Raw genomic sequence first — 15,415 nt, 5'->3', positions numbered from 1 at the left:
TACTGTTTAAAACGCAGCTCATGGCTGCATCGGCGCGGTTAGTTAGGGGAGTTTCAGTGTCGGTTGGGGAAATAGCAAGCAGCAAGATTGAAGAACTCAGGCGGGAACAGGAGTATTTCGACGCTGCGCAGGCCGCTCGAGACCACGCTACGGACGGATGGAGCGCGGATAAATGGTCTGCGGGAACCGCGGTTGAGCGCCGAGCCTTCAAACGGGCCGTGGAGAAAAAACAAACCTTCTCCTCGGACGATGAGGTGGCTTTCGGCCGCATCGATCTCGAAGACGGTGAGACCTATTACGTTGGCAAGGCGCCCATTTTCGACGTCGAAAAAAACCTTCTGGTCGTAAACTGGCAGGCGCCAATCGCAGCTGCTTATAACCAAGCAACAGCCAAGGACCCAAAAGGTTTGGTCCGGCGGCGCAAGTTTGATGCTCCTAAGAACCGCATTCAGGATTTCGAAGACACAGTATTCAAAGAGCTTGCAGCGGCTGTCGCAGAGCTCGAGGGGTGGGACGAGCCGGACGACGAACTTCTGAAAGCGTTGAGCCGCAAGCGAAGCGGCTCAATGACAGACATCGTCAAGACAATTCAAGCCGCCCAGGACAAAATCGTCCGAGCGGAAAAGGACCGGCTGTTGATCGTGCAGGGCGGCCCCGGTACAGGTAAAACGGCCGTAGCACTGCACCGCGTGTCCTGGCTCCTCTTCAATTATCAGGAAGAGCTGGATCCGGAGGATGTATTGGTCGTTGGCCCCAACCCGACATTCACACGCTACATTCGCCGTGTCCTGCCAGACTTGGGCGACAACGACGTAGTTCAGCGCTCCCTACAGGACCTGTTGGCGCCTGGCATTACTTCGTCTGCGATGGAAACAGATGACGTTGCAGCGCTGAAGGGATCAGCTGTCATGGCCGACGTGTTGGCGGCGGCTCTGGATGACCGAATTAAGGAACCGAAGGAGCCAGTAAGAGTCCAGCGACGTGACAGCGGTTTGTATGTGTCGATTCCGGCCGAACCACTCGCTAAGCGAATCAAGGAACTGAAGAGCGAGATTTACCTTGAGGGCCGTGCGAAACTTCGCCAGTCATTGACTGAAATGGCGCGGCAAGAATTGCCCGTACGCGGAATGCAAGCTGCTGCGGATCTTTTGGATCCTGTTTCCCTGAATGACGCAGTCAATACGATGTGGCCGCAGCTCAATGCTCCGCAATTTGTCCGCGAGTTGCTGGGGTCGAAGGACCGTCTCATCAAGGCCGCAGGCGACCTGCTTCGGGCTTCGGAGGTCGGAATGCTTCATAGGCCGATGGCAAGACGAATCGCGGATGAGCCGTGGACGTTGGCTGACCTGGCGCTGATGGACGAGGCCACGGAACTCCTTCGTGGAGAGTCAGAGATCTACTCCCACATTGTCGTCGATGAGGCGCAGGATTTATCCGAGATGCAGCTAATGGCCATTCGCCGTAGGTCCCGCGATGGGTCCATGACAGTCGTCGGTGATATCGCTCAATCCACCGGTCCTTACGCGACCGATTCTTGGGACAGTGCGAAGACTCTGCTTAAATCGAACCTCCCGACGGAATTGGTGGAACTCGAACACGGGTATCGTGTTCCCGCAGAAGTATTTGAAGTTGCTCGGCCTGTCCTTGAAGTGGCGGCACCAACCGTGAGCGCGCCGGAAATCGTACGCTCGGCTGGTGCCGATCCAGAATTCACCGGTATCGATACCGAGGACCTTCCCACCGAAGTCGCAAAAATTGTTACTCATCACAGTGGTAAAGGTCGCTTTGTCGGAGTTATCGCTGTCGCGGAACAGTGGGAGGTAATCCGGAAAGCCTTTTCCAGCCAGGACATTCAGTGGAGTGAATCGACTTCAGGTGACCTAAGCAATGCTATAAACCTAGTTACTCCTGAAGACTCTAAAGGTCTGGAGTTCGACGCTGTCATTGTCGTCGATCCGCAAGCAATATTGGATATGCATCACGGCGATCGAATGCTCTACATCGCTTTGACTCGAACTACTACTAGGCTCGACATCGTTTACCCCGAGGGCCGGCTTCCTCGGTTGCTGAGCGGAGCACCAGTTGCCGGTGACAAAGAATCGGAGACACCTGACTCTGCTGGAGATGAATCGAACCAGGACAAAGGACTGGCGGATGAAGAAGCGGAGGCCGTCAAAAAAGACGAAGGTGAGCCGGAGCCTACGAGGCTGTGGGAGACACCGATCCAGAGTCGGACCGAGCGAACTGTCGTGAAGCTGGAACCTCTGGAACAGAAGATTGCTGAAGGCGCTGCGCAGCTTCTGGCTGAACAAATTTTGTCGAGTGTGCAACCGAAGCTTTTCGATGCCGTTATCGCGGAGTTGGAGCGCATCATGCAGGATCACAAGTAGCAGATTCGGGCGGCCAGCCACTATCGACAGGTGTAGATATGACAACTATGACCAGCATGGTTGAAGGGCTTTCGTTCAGCCACAGGCTAATCAGGCCGCAGTCCTGGTGGATTGCCACTGAGCTCTGCAGACGGCATCCGCAGTTTCGCATCGTCGAAACTCATCCGGGAGGAGGCATGTACGACTGCCTCGGGCTGCACGATGACCGTGTGAACGTGACTGCCGTACATCTCAACCGCAACGGCAGCATTCATGTGGGTCATGGGGCGCGTCCCGGAAGTTTTGGTTGGGCTGAGGCGTTTTCCCGTGATTCGTTCGAGTTCATCGAACACCTTGAAGATCTGATGGGTTTGAAGGCGCCCAATAGCACGTCAACAACAACAGCTCGCTTGCTTTGTTACCGCGTCATAACAAATATCCTGCTCCAAAGTATGAACGCCAGGAAGCCTTGGGACGCTCATTGCCTCGAAGAAGCGTTTTGCGATGACGAGGGAAAGAAGAAGTTCGTTACCCAGTTTCCAGGAATCGAGCTGGACACTGAGAGAAGCGACTCTTCTTACCTTGATGGGTCTATCGCCAGGCATTGGATGCTGCGCCGAAAAGATGGACGACCTGAACTGGTCCTGAATGATGATGGCATGCTTTATCGGCGCGATAGCCGGCCAACCGATCTCTACAAGCTATTCAAAGGCAACTCGCGGAGCATCAGCGCAACCGTCGGTCTCGGATTGGGCGACATCGTCAAATAGCCACACTGAGGCCATTGTGGACAGCAGCGCTGATCCGACAATTGAGCGATTCACTGCCAGAATGACACCATGGCGAGGCCTTTTACTCTGATCCAGCTGCGGTACTTCGCGGTGGTGGCGGAGACGGAGAATATGACGACGGCGGCGCGGCGGCTGCGCATTACCCAGTCGGCGTTATCGAATGCGATTTCGCAGCTGGAGCAGGAGTTGGAGGTGCAGCTGTTCATCCGGCTGCCGCAGCGGGGGTTGAAGCTGAGCCCTGCCGGGCGGGAGTTCGCGAAGGAGCTGCCGGCGTTCCTAGAGCATGCGGATTCGCTGTATGAGTCGGCGCGGGGAATGTCGGAGAACCTGACTGGCGATCTCAAGGTGGGGTTGTTCGCGCCGCTGGCTCCGTTCCGGGCGCCGGTGATCCTGCAGGCGTTCGAACAGCGCTATCCGGATGTGCGGGTTTCCTTCCTGGAGGGTGACCAAGAGTTCCTGCGCCGGTCGCTGCTCGAGGGGCGCTGCGAGGTGTCGCTGATGTACACGCTGGGGCTGCTGGACGGCGTGAGCACTCAGTTGGTGGAGCGGGTGCCGCCGCATGTGCTGGTGCACGAGGGGCATCCGCTGGCGGCGGATCCGGACGGGGAAGTGGCGCTGCGGGAGCTTCAGGACGAGCCGATGATCCTGCTCGACCTTCCCCATACGCGCGAGTACTACTTGCAGCTGTTCCAGATCGCCGGCATCACGCCGAACATCCGGCACCGGGTGTCGGGCTACGAGACTGTCAGGTCATTCGTGGCGCGCGGACACGGCTACTCAGTGCTGAACCAGCGGCTGCATCATGACCTGACGTATTCGGGCGGCAAGGTGGTGCCGCTGCGGCTGGTGGACGAGCTGCCGGGGATCGAGGTCGTCATCGCTCGGCCGGCGGGACTGCGGCCGACCAGGCGGGCCTTGGCCTTCGAGGAGATTTGCAAGAAGCTGTACGGCGCGGACCGGTAGAGGAGATGACTGCGCAAGACCGACGCCGCCGTCGTTCTCGCATTGATGGAATCGATGGAGACTGTGGAAATTATGAATTGGACAGCTGTGAGGGGTATCACAGAGACTGGTGTGCATTCCGAAGAGGTCGAGCCGGCGGCGATGGAGTTGTTCCCCGTGAAGATACGGGGGAGCGGCCGCGGCTCGGCCAACGCAACCAGGAGGAACTGCATTGCGACAGAACCTGCCATGTTTCCGTTCGATTGCCGGGGGACCCGCTGAGCCGGCCCCGGCGCGAAACTTTTCCCGCCCGAACGCTTTACAGCGCCGTAACGTCGGGCAACTGAACCGCAATTCCGCCTCCGTACGGTGGGAGTCATGACGACCAACGAAACCCGGATGCGGCCGGGAGCCGCCAGCGCTGAGGCCTTCGCGCAGTCCACCAAGACCAGCGGGATGCAGAAGCGCGTCCTCGCCGGCGGCAGCGTGGGCCAGTTCATCGAGTTCTACGATTTCGCGCTCTACGGCCTCTCCGCCGTGACGCTCTCGCAGCTGTTCTTCCCCGGCGAGAACGCCCTGATCGGCCTGCTGGCGACGTTCGCGACGTTCGGCGTCGCGTTCGTGGCGCGTCCGATCGGCGGCCTGTTCTTCGGCCAGCTGGGTGACCGGATCGGCCGGCGCAAGGTCCTCTACATCACGCTGGTGACGATTGGCGGGGCGACGGCGCTGATCGGCCTGCTGCCGCCGTACGCGGCGATCGGTGCGCTCGCGCCGGCGCTGCTGGTGCTGTGCCGGCTGCTGCAGGGCTTCTCGGCCGGCGGCGAGTCGGTGGGCGCCCCGGCGTTCGTGTTCGAGCACGCCCCGGTGCACCGCCGCGGCTTCTGGCTGAACATCACGCTGGCGGCCACCGCGCTGCCGTCCGTCGTCGCGGGTGCGATGATCCTGATCCTCAGCCAGAGCTTGTCCGACGAGGCGTTCTTCGCCTGGGGCTGGCGGATTCCGTTCCTGCTGGCGCTGCCGCTGTCCCTGTTCGGCGTGTGGATCCGCTCCAAGACGGAGGAGTCCGAGGCGTTCAAGCAGGTCGCTGCGAAGGCCGAGCAGAAGGAGTACAGCCCGATCCGCGAGGCGTTCCGCGAGAACAAGCTGCGGATGGTCCAGGTCATCTTCGTGATGGGCATGACCGCGATGGGCTTCTACTTCCTCTCCGGCTACTTCGTGGGCTACGTGCAGACCACCGGCAACCTCAGCCGCGAGTCGTCCCTGCTGGCTAACGCCGTGGCGATGCTGTTCTACGCGCTGCTGCTGCCGATCGGCGGAATCATCGGCGACAAGGTGGGCCGCAAGCCGATGCTGATTGCCGGCTCGGCCGCGATCGCGCTGCTCGCGTTCCCGTGCTTCATGCTGGTGACCAGCGGCTCGCTGGGCCTGGCGATGCTCGGCCAGCTGCTCTTCGTGGTGCCGCTGTGCATCTACGGCGGCGGCTGCTACACCTTCTTCGTCGAGATCTTCAGCACCAAGACCCGCTTCACGTCGGCGGCGGTCAGCTACAACGTGGGCTACGCGCTCTTCGGCGGCACCGCTCCGTTCATCGGCACCGCGCTGGTCAACGCCACCGGAGTCTCGTACTCGCCGGCCTACTGGCTCTGCGGCGCGGCGGTGATCGTGTTCCTGCTGCTGACGCTGACCAAGGTGCCGGAGACCCGCGGCCGCATCGGCTAAAGGAGGACGACGGCGGGAGCCCGGCTTCCGCCGTCGTACTTTCCTTCCGTTTTCACTGACTTCCGCCGGCCCCTCATGCCGGCGCTGCACTTCACTTTGAACTAGGAGTACTTCGCCATGTCCGCTGATGCCTTCCTGAAGGATTTCCACCACGTCGCCACGATCGGCGCCACGCCCAACAACGGCGTGGACCGGCAGGCGGCGACCGAGGAGGACCGCCGGACCCGCGACTGGTTCGCCGGGTTCGCCGCCGAGCGCGGCTGGGAGGTCCGGGTGGACGGGATCGGCAACATGTTCGCGCTGCTCGAGTTCCGGCCCGGGGCGAAGTTCGTGCTGGTCGGCTCGCACCTGGATAGCCAGCCGCTGGGCGGACGGTTCGACGGGGCGTACGGCGTGATCGCCGGACTGCACGCGGCGGCGCGGCTCGAGGAGCAGGTGCGGGCCGGCGGGGAGCTGCCGCCGTTCAATCTGGCGGTGGTCAACTGGTTCAACGAGGAGGGCGGGCGGTTCGCGCCGTCCATCATGGGCAGCTCGGTGTTCGCCGGAATCATGGACCGCTCGACGATGCTCGAGGTGCGGGACCTGCAGGGCGTGTCCGTGCGGGAGTCGCTCGGCTCGATCGGGTACCTGGGGACCGACGCCGGGCCGGAACCGGTCAGCTACGCGGAGATCCACATCGAGCAGGGCCGCATCCTGGAGCGCGAGGGGCTGCAGCTCGGCGCCGTGGATTCGAGCTGGTACACGCAGAAGCTGGACATCGAGGTGCTCGGCGAGCAGTCCCACACGGGGGCGACGGCGATGGCGGACCGGCACGATGCGCTGGTGGCGGCGTCGAAGATCGTGCTGATGGTGCACGACGTGACCGGCGACTTCGAGGAGGAGGCGCTGGTGTCCTCGGTGGGGCAGCTGACGCTGGAGCCGAACTCGCCGATCGTGGTGCCGCGCCGGGTGCACCTCGTAGCGGACCTGCGCTCCAACGCGAAGTCGATTGTGCAGGCGGCGCGGGATTCGCTGCTGCGGGACATCGCGGCGCTGGCCGAGGAGCACGACATCCGGATCAACGTGAAGGACTTCGACATCCGGAGCAACCAGTACTACCCGGAGTCCGGCGTGGAGCTGACCGAGAAGCTGGCCGCGAACCTGGGCCTGGGCGTGCGCCGGATGCAGACGATGGCCGGACACGACTCGGTGGCGATGAACCGGATTGTGCCGTCGGTGATGATGTTCATTCCGTCGGTGGACGGGGTCAGCCACTGCGAGCGGGAGTTCAGCACGGACGAGGACATGGTGGCCGGCGTGGAGGCACTGACCGCCGTGGCGCGGGAGCTGGTGTTCGGGGCGCTGGTGGAGGAGGACGCGTCGTCGGCCGCTGCTGCCGGGGCGGGTGCGCGATGACCAAGCTGCATTACCTGTCCGCGGTCGAGGCGCTGGGCCTGTTCCGTTCCCGCGAACTGTCGCCGGTCGAGCTGATGGAGGCCGTGATCGAGCGGGCGGCCGAGGTGAACGGGACGGTCAACGCCTTCACGGAGCAGCTGCAGGACGAGGCGATGGCCGCGGCCCGCCTCGCCGAGCGGTGGTATCTGGCGGGGGAGTACGACGGCTCGGCTCTGCTGGGGCTGCCGGTCGCGACGAAGGAGAAGCACGCGATTGCCGGGCGGAGCTTCAGCCAGGGGCTGCTGGCCTGTGCGGAGGACGTCGCCGCCGTCGACCACCCGGTGGTGGAGCGGATCAAGACGGCCGGCGGGATCATCCACGCGCGGACCACGTCGCCCGAATTCAGCTGCGCGACCGTCACGCACAGCCCGATGTGGGGCGTCACGCGGAACCCGTGGAACCCGGACTACTCGCCGGGCGGTTCGTCGGGTGGAGCCGGGGCCGCGCTTGCCGCCGGCATGACTACCTTGGCCACCGCATCGGATATTGCGGGATCGACCCGGCTTCCGGCGTCGTTCACCGGAAACGTGGGCTACAAGGCGCCGTACGGCCGGATCCCCGGGATGCCGCCGCTCTCCGCGGACTGGTACCGCGGCGACGGGCCGATGGCGCGGACCGTGGCGGACACGGCGCTGCTGGCGAACGTGATGGCGGGCCCGCACCCGTTGGACCACACCTCGGTGGGCCCGGCGGCGCCGCTGCCTCTGGAGTTCGAGGGCGTTGAGGGGATGCGGATCGCGCTGTGCATCCGGCTCGGCGACTACCCGGTGATGTCCGACGTGGAGGCCAACACGCGTGCCGTCGCCGCCGCGCTCGAGGCGGCCGGCGCGGTCGTCGAGGAGATCGAGCTGCCGTGGACAAGCCGCGGGATCAGCGAGACCATCTTCACGCACTTCGGCCACATCCTCGGGCCTGCGATGGAGAGGGCCACTGCCGGCAACGAGGACAGGCTCGCCGCGTACACCCGCCGCTTCATGGCAGATGCGCGCGCGGCCGCGTCGCGCCATACACTGCTGGACGGGCTGACGGCCGAGGCGCGGATCCAGGCGCAGCTCGCCGATGCCATGGTCGGCTTCGACGCGCTCATCTGTCCGGCCTCGGCAGTCTCCGCGCTCAAGGCGGACGAGGACTACCTGGACGGGATCGACGTCGGGGGAGTGAAGCTCGAGCACTATTGGGAGGCGCACATGACCGCGCCCTTCAACATCAACAACCGTTGCCCGGTGCTGGCTGTCCCCAGCGGCCTGGCCGATGTCGGCATCCCCACCGGCGTGCAGATCGTCGGGCACCCCTTCGACGACCACACCGTCTTCCGCATCGGCGCCGCCGTCGAGAAGATCAGGCCTTGGGCCGGCATGACGCCGCCGCTGTAGTTCCTGCCCGGATTCGGCATTCATTGGCCCGAAACGACCTGTTTAGACGCCGTATCCAGCCATTTCCGGCCAATCGTTAAGCCTGGCTGCTTTCGTGGAGGTCGGGCTGGCTGTTGAGCGGGGCTGGCTGCGAAGCGGGGCTGGCTGTTGAGCCGGGCTGGCTGTTGAGCCGGGCTGGTTTCGTGGGGCCGGCTTCGCGTGAGGGTCAGGCCTGGGCCATGGCCTGCTGGGCTTCGGCGGGGTCGACGAGCTCTTCGGCGACGAGCCAGGTGATGGCGTGCTGGCGCATGCGCCTCTGGTGGAAGGCGTACCAGTCGTCGCGGATCTTGGGGTAGTGGTAAACGGCGTCCTTGAAGCGGCGGTAGGGCCGCTTCCCTTCGATGGCGTGGTGCAGGGTGGCGCGGGCCTGCTCGTCGTCGAGGGTGGCGATGAAGTCGCGCATGTCGCGGTAGCCGCGCTGGGGGTCGTCCGGGGGGATGGGGACGGCGCCGTGGTCGTCGAGATCCCAGGCGGGGAGGGAATTGCCGGCGTCCTCGCTGGTCATTTCTACTTGTCCGGTGCTCGGATCCAGCCACCATTGGGCTTCGAAGGTGTCGCTGATTTCCATGGCCGTAATCAGCAGGTCCATGTCGATGGCGTCGATGCTGAGCATGACTGCCTCCAGGGGCGGCGTTAGGTGAGGGATGAGATTAAGCGTAGTCCTGCATGCCGGATCTGGCACCGGCCCGCACAGATGCGGAATCCGTCGGTAGCGTGTGTGGCATGGCGGAGCTGGACGGAAAAGCGCCGCCAGTGCACACGGGTTTCGGCGCGCCTCAGGCGGCGTCCGCCGTCGTTGTTCTCCATGTGCGCGGGACCACTATTCGCTGTGCTATCTTAGTCCAGATAAATCTGATTTATTGTCGGCTAGGCCACTCGAAATCAGATGTAAAGAGGCGTCTGAGGAGTTTCCCATGGCAGATCAGAACCTGCCCCCGATTGTTGTGATGGGTGTTCAAGGATCCGGGAAGTCGACGGCCGGCCGGGCCATCGGCGAACGCCTGGGCCTGCCTTTCATCGACGGCGACGACCTGCATCCGTTGGCCAACAAGCAGAAGATGGCCGCCGGGAATCCGCTGACCGACGAGGACCGCGAGCCGTGGCTGGCCATTATCGGCCGCAGCCTGGCCGAGGGGCTCCGGCACGGGGAAGCGCGGGTGATCGCCTGCTCCGCGCTCAAGCGCCGTTACCGCGACCAGATCCGTTCCTTCGCGCCGACGGTCCGCTTTGTCCACCTCGCGGGCGAGCAGGACCTGATCGCGGGCCGGCTCACCGGGCGCAACCATGAGTACATGCCGCCGGCGCTGCTGGACTCGCAGTTCCAGGCGCTGGAGCCGCTGGAGGCCGACGAGGCCGGTCTTCGGCTGGACATCACGCTTTCCCCACATGACATCGCCGAGGCCGTGGCCGACGCGCTCGCCGGCGGCCGCTAAGGCGCCGGCAGTTCCCCCACCCCTGATAGGACAATGATGACCGACCTCGAACTCAACTGGACGTTGAGTACGCCGGCCCTGCTGGGCGTTGCCGCCGCGGCGATCGCCGCGCTGCTGGTGCTGATTATCCGCTTCCGCGTGCACGCGTTCCTCGCGCTGATCCTGGTCAGCCTGCTGACCGCCGTCGCCACCGGAATCGGTGCCGCCGACATTGTGCCGACGCTGCTGCTCGGCTTCGGCACGACGCTGGGCAGCGTGGCGTTGCTAGTGGGCCTGGGCGCGATGCTCGGGCGCATGCTGGAAGTCTCCGGCGGCGCGGACGTGCTGACCAACGCGCTGATCCGCCGGTTCGGCGAAAAGCGTGCCCCGCTGGCGCTGTCCGTGGCGTCGCTGCTGTTCGGCTTCCCGATCTTCTTCGACGCCGGCCTGGTGGTCATGCTGCCGATCATCTTCACCGTGGCCCGCCGGCTGGGCGGTTCGCTGCTGCTCTACGCGTTCCCGGCGGCGACCGCGTTCTCGGTGATGCACATCTTCGTGCCGCCGCACCCGGGCCCCGTGGCCGCGACCGGCCTGCTGGGCGCCGACGTCGGGCTGGTGCTGGTCCTCGGCCTGGCCATCGCGCTGCCGACCTGGTACATCGTCGGCTACCTGTTCGGTACGTTCCTGGGCCGCCGGATCCAGATCCCGGTGCCGACCATCCTTGACGCGCCGCAGGGCTCGGCCGAGTCCGAGTTCAAGTCCTCGCCGAAGCTGGGCACCATCCTGTTCCTCCTGCTGCTGCCGCTGGTGCTGATCTTCCTCAACACCGGCCTGAACATGCTGGCCACCGCGGGCGTTGTCTCGCTGGAGGACACCTGGGTCCAGATCCTGCGCACGCTCGGCGAGACTCCGGTGGCGCTGCTGATCACCGTCTTCATGGCGATGTGGATGCTCGGCCACCGGCAGGGCAAGCCGCACAGCCTCACCGAAACCGTGGTGGACAGCGCGCTCGGCCCGGTCTGCTCGATCATCCTGATCACCGGCGCCGGCGGAATGTTCGGCGGCGTGCTGCGCGCCAGCGGCATCGGCAACGCGCTGGCGGAGTCGCTGGACGCGATCGGCCTGCCGGTCATCGTGGCCGGCTTCCTGATCGCCGCGATCGTCCGCGTGGCCCAGGGTTCGGCCACGGTCGCGCTGACCACGGCCGCGGCGCTGGTCCAGCCGGTGGTGGCCGGCAACCCCAGCTACAACCCGGTGGAACTCGCGGCGATCGTGCTGGCCCTGGCCGCCGGCTCGGTGTTCGCGGGCCACGTCAACGACTCCGGGTTCTGGCTGGTCAGCCGCTTCTTCGGCATGGACACCAAGACCACCCTGAAGACGTGGACGGTGGGCCAGGCGCTCATCGCCGTGATCGGCTTCATCCTGGCGCTGGCCATCTTCCTGATCGCCACATCCTTCTAGCACCCCTCCAGCACCTCTAGCACCGGGAGCGGGGACGGCGCCGTCGTCCCCGCTCCGCAAGGGAACACTATGCCTGTGAACATGTTCGACATCTCCGGCCGCGTCGCCCTGGTGACCGGCTCCAGCCGCGGCATCGGCAACGCGATCGCCCGGGGCCTGGCCGCCGCCGGCGCCACGGTGGTACTCAACGGGCTGGACCCGGCCCGGCTGGAGGGCGCCCGCGCGAAGCTGGCGGCGGAGTTCGGCGGGGAGCGGATCTTTGCCAAGGCCTTCGACGTCACCGACGCGGAGGCCACGGCCGACGGCGTTGCCTGGGTCGAGCGCGAAGTCGGACCGCTGCGGATCCTCGTCAACAACGCGGGAGTCCAGCACCGCGTGCCGATGCTGGACCTGGACGTGGCGGACTGGGACCGGGTGCTGCGGACCAACCTGACCAGCGCCTTCCTGGTCGGGCGCGAGGCGGCCCGGCACATGATTCCGCGCGGCGAGGGCAAGATCATCAACATCGCCTCTGTGCAGACGGACCTGGCGCGGCCGACCATCGCCCCGTACACCGCGTCCAAGGGCGGCATCCGGAACCTGACCCGGGCCATGACAGCCGAGTGGGCCGCCTCCGGCCTGCAGATCAACGCGATCGCGCCCGGGTACATCCACACCGAGATGACGCAGAACCTGGTCGACGACGAGGCGTTCAACAACTGGATCCTCGGCCGCACGCCGGCCCACCGCTGGGGCACGGTCGAGGACATCATCGGCCCGGCCCTGTGGCTGGCCTCCGATGCCGCCAACTTCGTCAACGGGCAGGTCGTCTTTATCGACGGCGGCATGACCACCGTTGTCTGACCCAGCAGAACCACAAGGAGCGTCCGAGATGACTGAACTTCCCACCCGGGCCCTGGGCGTCGTCGCACACAGCGCCGGCGACCTCCGCGTCGAGCCCTTCGAACGGCCCGAACCGAAGCCGGACGAGGCCGTCGTCGAGGTCGTCTACGGCGGGATCTGCGGCTCCGACCTGCACTACTGGCAGCACGGCGCGGCGGGGGAGTCCATCCTCAAGGCGCCGATGCTGCTGGGCCACGAGGTCGTCGGACGGGTTGCCGCGGCGGCTGCTGACGGAAGCGGGCCCCAGGCGGGCACCGCCGTCGCGGTCCACCCGGCGACCCCGGGACCCGGCGACGGCACGCGCTACCCGGAGGACCGGCCCAACCTGTCCCCGGGCTGCACCTACCTGGGCAGCGCCGCGCGTTTCCCGCACACCGAGGGGGCGTTCGCCCGCTACATCAACCTGCCCGCGCGGATGCTGCGCGAGCTGCCGGCCGGGCTGCCGCTGCGCCGGGCCGCCCTGGTGGAGCCGGCCAGCGTCGCCTGGCATGCCGTCTCGCGGGCCGGCGAGGTCAAGGGCAAGCGCGTCCTGGTGATCGGTGCCGGGCCGATCGGCGCCCTCATCGTCGCCGTGCTGCGGAGGGCCGGCGCGGCGGAGATCATCGCCGTCGACATGCACGACAAGCCGCTGGAGATCGCCCGCGAGGTCGGCGCCACCCGAACGCTGCACGCCACGGACGCGGAGGCGATTGCCGCCGTCGACGCCGATGTCTGCTTCGAGTCCTCCGGCAACCACCACGGCCTGGCCTCCGCCGTCCGCGGCGCGACCCGCGGCGGGCGCGTGGTCATGGTCGGCCTGCTGCCCTCCGGCGAACAGCCCGCCCTGATCTCGCTCGCCATCACCCGCGAGCTGGAGCTGGTCGGCTCCTTCCGGTTCAACGACGAGATCGACGACGTGATCGCGGCGCTGGCCGAGGGCAGCCTGCAGGCGGACCCGGTGATCACGCACGAGTACGGCGCGGAGGATGCGCTCGCGGCCTTCGGGACGGCGCGCGACTCGGCCAGCAGCGGCAAGGTGCTGCTGCGCTTCGGCGACGCGGACTAGTAGGCGGAAACCGAGTAGCGGGGCACGTACGATCCGGCGCGGCGGTGTCACCAGCCGCCGCGCGTCGGTGTGTGCCCCTTGCGGGCATCGTCGGGCATGGCCATTTCGGCCCGCAGGCCCAGGAGCCGGATGGGACGGCCTGCTTCGATCGCGGTTGCCAGGTCCAGGGCCCGCGCGAGGACTTCGTTCCGATCGAACGTCTCTGGAATCTTCTTCGCGTGGGTCTTGGTGAAGAACGGCGCGTACCGGACCTTCAGGGTCAGCCCGACGACGGGCCGTCCTTCGGCCGCAACATCCTCCAGGACATGCTTGGCAAGCTCCCTCACGGCGTCGTCCACCTGGGCGGGCTCGGTCAGGTCGCGCTGGAAGGTGGTTTCCCGGCTATGCCCGCGGGCAACCCACGGGGTGTCGTCTACGACGCTGGCGCCGTCCCCGCGTCCGAGCTCCGCGTACCAGGGGCCCATCCGGGGGCCGAACTCCGGGACCAGGTCCTGGGGGTCGGCCGCGGCGAGCTCGGCGACGGTGTTGATGCCGAGTTTGGCAAGCCGGCCCGACACCTTGGTGCCGACGCCCCACAGGTCCTTGGTGGGACGGCTGCCCATGACGTCGAGCCAGTTCGCGGCGGTGAGGCGGAAGACGCCGGCCGGCTTGCCGAATCCGGTGGCGACCTTGGCCCGGACAAGGGTGTCGCCGATGCCCACGCTGCAGTGCAGCCGCGTCCGCTCCAGGACGGAGGACTGTATTTGCCGGGCGTAGGCCTCCGGGTTCTCCGTCTCGGTCCCGACGAAGGCTTCGTCCCAGCCCAGCACCTGCACGGTGGCTCGGGGCTGTTCGCGCAGGGTGGCCATCACCGTTTCGGACGCCGCGAGGTAGGCCTCGTGGTCGACGGGCAGGATGACGGCGTCGGGGACTTTCCGGGCCGCGATGCGCAGGGGCATTCCGGAGCCCACGCCGAACGCCCTGGCCTCGTAGGATGCGGTCGACACCACGGCCCGTTCCGTGGGGTCGCCCCGCCCGCCGACAATGATCGGCCTGCCCGCAAGTTCCGGCCGCCGGAGCACCTCGACCGCCGCGATGAACTGGTCGAGGTCGACGTGCAGCACCCACGGGATTCCGCTCACGCGACCAGTCTGCCTCAAACTTCCCCGGCTGGCACCGCTCTCCGCGGGGTTTGATGCCTGGACGTGGCAGCTTCAGCCGAAGACGCGCGGCTCGTCCCGCCAGACGCTCTCGACCTCGGCCACGGTCCGCCGCATGATCTTGTCCATCGCCTCGCGGGCCGCCTCGGGCTGCCCGCTCTGGATGGCGTTGGCGACGTCGACGTGCAGCTGCAGCGCCTCCTCGTGCGGATGGGTAGGCATCAGGCCGTAGTCAGTGCGGCCGCGCAGCACCTCGGCGATCATCGACTCCATCTGCGTGAACATCTCGTTGCCGGAGGCGGCGAGGACCAGTGCGTGGAAATGGATGTCCAGCTCAAGGAATCCCTGCAGGTCTCCGGCCCGGCCCAGCTTCCGCATCCGGGCGGCCACCGCGAGCAGTTCCGCCGCGATGTCCTCGGGGGAGTGCTGCGCCGCCAGCTCCGCGGCCGCGGGTTCGACGGCGGCGCGCAGCTCGGTCAGCGACCGCAGCTGCGCGCCCTTGCCCGCGTCGGCCAGCCGCCAGCGGATCACCGACGGGTCGAAGACATTCCAGCGTTCCCGCGGCAGCACGCGGATGCCCACGCGCTTGACCGTCTCCACCAGCCCGAGCGACTGCAGCACCCGCACCGCCTCGCGGGCCACGGAGCGGGAGACGCCGAGCTCCTCTTCCAGCCGTTCCGAGAACATGGTGGCGCCCGGAGCGAGCTCCCCGGAGACGATGCGCCGGCCGAGCGTCTCGATGACCAGGCTATGCAGCCGCGAACTCATGCCGTCCCCCGGGTAAATGTCACCCGCTCATTCTATGTGGG

The 15,415-nt window shown here is 66.1% G+C and carries 13 protein-coding genes; 10 read left to right on the top strand and 3 right to left on the bottom strand.

From position 1 onward, the window contains the following. The first annotated feature begins 56 nt into the window (after positions 1-56). From OC550_RS03455 to OC550_RS03430, 6 genes are all read left to right on the top strand, one after another. Positions 57-2,390 carry a UvrD-helicase domain-containing protein gene (locus OC550_RS03455; protein WP_262103909.1) on the top strand — a complete coding sequence of 778 codons (2,334 nt, stop codon included), beginning with the start codon at positions 57-59 and terminating at the stop codon, positions 2,388-2,390. A gap of 38 nt (positions 2,391-2,428) precedes the next feature. Continuing rightward, on the top strand, positions 2,429-3,139 hold the full coding sequence (locus OC550_RS03450) for a hypothetical protein (RefSeq protein ID WP_262103908.1): 711 nt from the start codon (positions 2,429-2,431) through the stop codon (positions 3,137-3,139). A gap of 69 nt (positions 3,140-3,208) precedes the next feature. Further along, complete coding sequence (locus tag OC550_RS03445; RefSeq protein WP_262103907.1) at positions 3,209-4,123, top strand: LysR family transcriptional regulator; 915 nt, start codon at positions 3,209-3,211, stop codon at positions 4,121-4,123. 357 nt (positions 4,124-4,480) lie between these two features. Further along, entirely contained in the window at positions 4,481-5,821 is a 1,341-nt protein-coding gene (locus tag OC550_RS03440) for an MFS transporter (RefSeq protein WP_262103906.1), read from the top strand. Positions 5,822-5,938: 117 nt separating this feature from the next. Then, positions 5,939-7,216, top strand: coding sequence for a M20 family metallo-hydrolase (locus OC550_RS03435; protein ID WP_262103905.1), 1,278 nt, complete (start codon positions 5,939-5,941; stop codon positions 7,214-7,216). After that, the gene (locus OC550_RS03430; RefSeq protein ID WP_262103904.1) at positions 7,213-8,628 is read left to right on the top strand and encodes an amidase; all 1,416 of its coding nucleotides are present in this window, start codon (positions 7,213-7,215) and stop codon (positions 8,626-8,628) included. Before OC550_RS03435 ends, OC550_RS03430 begins: the two co-directional genes overlap by 4 nt. A 205-nt stretch (positions 8,629-8,833) precedes the next feature. On the opposite strand, the gene OC550_RS03425 is transcribed toward OC550_RS03430, so the two are convergent. Continuing rightward, positions 8,834-9,280 (bottom strand): UPF0158 family protein, encoded by a 447-nt coding sequence (locus OC550_RS03425; protein WP_262103903.1) that lies wholly within the window; start codon positions 9,278-9,280, stop codon positions 8,834-8,836. 301 nt (positions 9,281-9,581) lie between these two features. Between OC550_RS03425 and OC550_RS03420 the strand changes: the two genes are divergently transcribed. From OC550_RS03420 to OC550_RS03405, 4 genes are all read left to right on the top strand, one after another. Beyond that, complete coding sequence (locus OC550_RS03420) at positions 9,582-10,100, top strand: gluconokinase (RefSeq protein WP_262103902.1); 519 nt, start codon at positions 9,582-9,584, stop codon at positions 10,098-10,100. 33 nt (positions 10,101-10,133) lie between these two features. Then, positions 10,134-11,540 (top strand): GntP family permease, encoded by a 1,407-nt coding sequence (locus tag OC550_RS03415; protein ID WP_262103901.1) that lies wholly within the window; start codon positions 10,134-10,136, stop codon positions 11,538-11,540. A 69-nt stretch (positions 11,541-11,609) separates the two neighbouring features. Beyond that, positions 11,610-12,383, top strand: a complete 774-nt coding sequence (locus tag OC550_RS03410) for an SDR family oxidoreductase (RefSeq protein WP_262103900.1) — start codon at positions 11,610-11,612, stop codon at positions 12,381-12,383. Positions 12,384-12,411: 28 nt separating this feature from the next. Continuing rightward, positions 12,412-13,467, top strand: a complete 1,056-nt coding sequence (locus OC550_RS03405; protein ID WP_262103899.1) for an L-idonate 5-dehydrogenase — start codon at positions 12,412-12,414, stop codon at positions 13,465-13,467. A gap of 47 nt (positions 13,468-13,514) precedes the next feature. Here the strand turns inward: OC550_RS03405 and OC550_RS03400 are convergent, their stop codons facing one another. Beyond that, positions 13,515-14,570, bottom strand: coding sequence for a DNA polymerase IV (locus tag OC550_RS03400; RefSeq protein WP_262106236.1), 1,056 nt, complete (start codon positions 14,568-14,570; stop codon positions 13,515-13,517). 90 nt (positions 14,571-14,660) lie between these two features. Next, entirely contained in the window at positions 14,661-15,374 is a 714-nt protein-coding gene (locus OC550_RS03395) for a FadR/GntR family transcriptional regulator (RefSeq protein WP_262103898.1), read from the bottom strand. Between the last annotated feature and the right edge of the window lie 41 nt (positions 15,375-15,415).

Source organism: Arthrobacter sp. Marseille-P9274, assembly GCF_946892675.1.
In the GTDB taxonomy this organism is placed as follows: Bacteria; Actinomycetota; Actinomycetes; order Actinomycetales; family Micrococcaceae; genus Crystallibacter.
The sequence above is the reverse complement of the archived record's forward strand: the minus strand, read 5'-3'. Positions and strand labels throughout refer to the sequence as shown.

Coding starts and splice junctions, on each gene's coding strand:
- OC550_RS03450 (WP_262103908.1), top strand. CDS start 2,429: ATGACAACTATGACCAGCATGGTTGAAGGGCTTTCGTTCAGCCACAGG.
- OC550_RS03445 (WP_262103907.1), top strand. CDS start 3,209: ATGGCGAGGCCTTTTACTCTGATCCAGCTGCGGTACTTCGCGGTGGTG.
- OC550_RS03440 (WP_262103906.1), top strand. CDS start 4,481: ATGACGACCAACGAAACCCGGATGCGGCCGGGAGCCGCCAGCGCTGAG.
- OC550_RS03435 (WP_262103905.1), top strand. CDS start 5,939: ATGTCCGCTGATGCCTTCCTGAAGGATTTCCACCACGTCGCCACGATC.
- OC550_RS03430 (WP_262103904.1), top strand. CDS start 7,213: ATGACCAAGCTGCATTACCTGTCCGCGGTCGAGGCGCTGGGCCTGTTC.
- OC550_RS03425 (WP_262103903.1), bottom strand. CDS start 9,280: ATGCTCAGCATCGACGCCATCGACATGGACCTGCTGATTACGGCCATG.
- OC550_RS03420 (WP_262103902.1), top strand. CDS start 9,582: ATGGCAGATCAGAACCTGCCCCCGATTGTTGTGATGGGTGTTCAAGGA.
- OC550_RS03415 (WP_262103901.1), top strand. CDS start 10,134: ATGATGACCGACCTCGAACTCAACTGGACGTTGAGTACGCCGGCCCTG.
- OC550_RS03410 (WP_262103900.1), top strand. CDS start 11,610: ATGCCTGTGAACATGTTCGACATCTCCGGCCGCGTCGCCCTGGTGACC.
- OC550_RS03405 (WP_262103899.1), top strand. CDS start 12,412: ATGACTGAACTTCCCACCCGGGCCCTGGGCGTCGTCGCACACAGCGCC.
- OC550_RS03395 (WP_262103898.1), bottom strand. CDS start 15,374: ATGAGTTCGCGGCTGCATAGCCTGGTCATCGAGACGCTCGGCCGGCGC.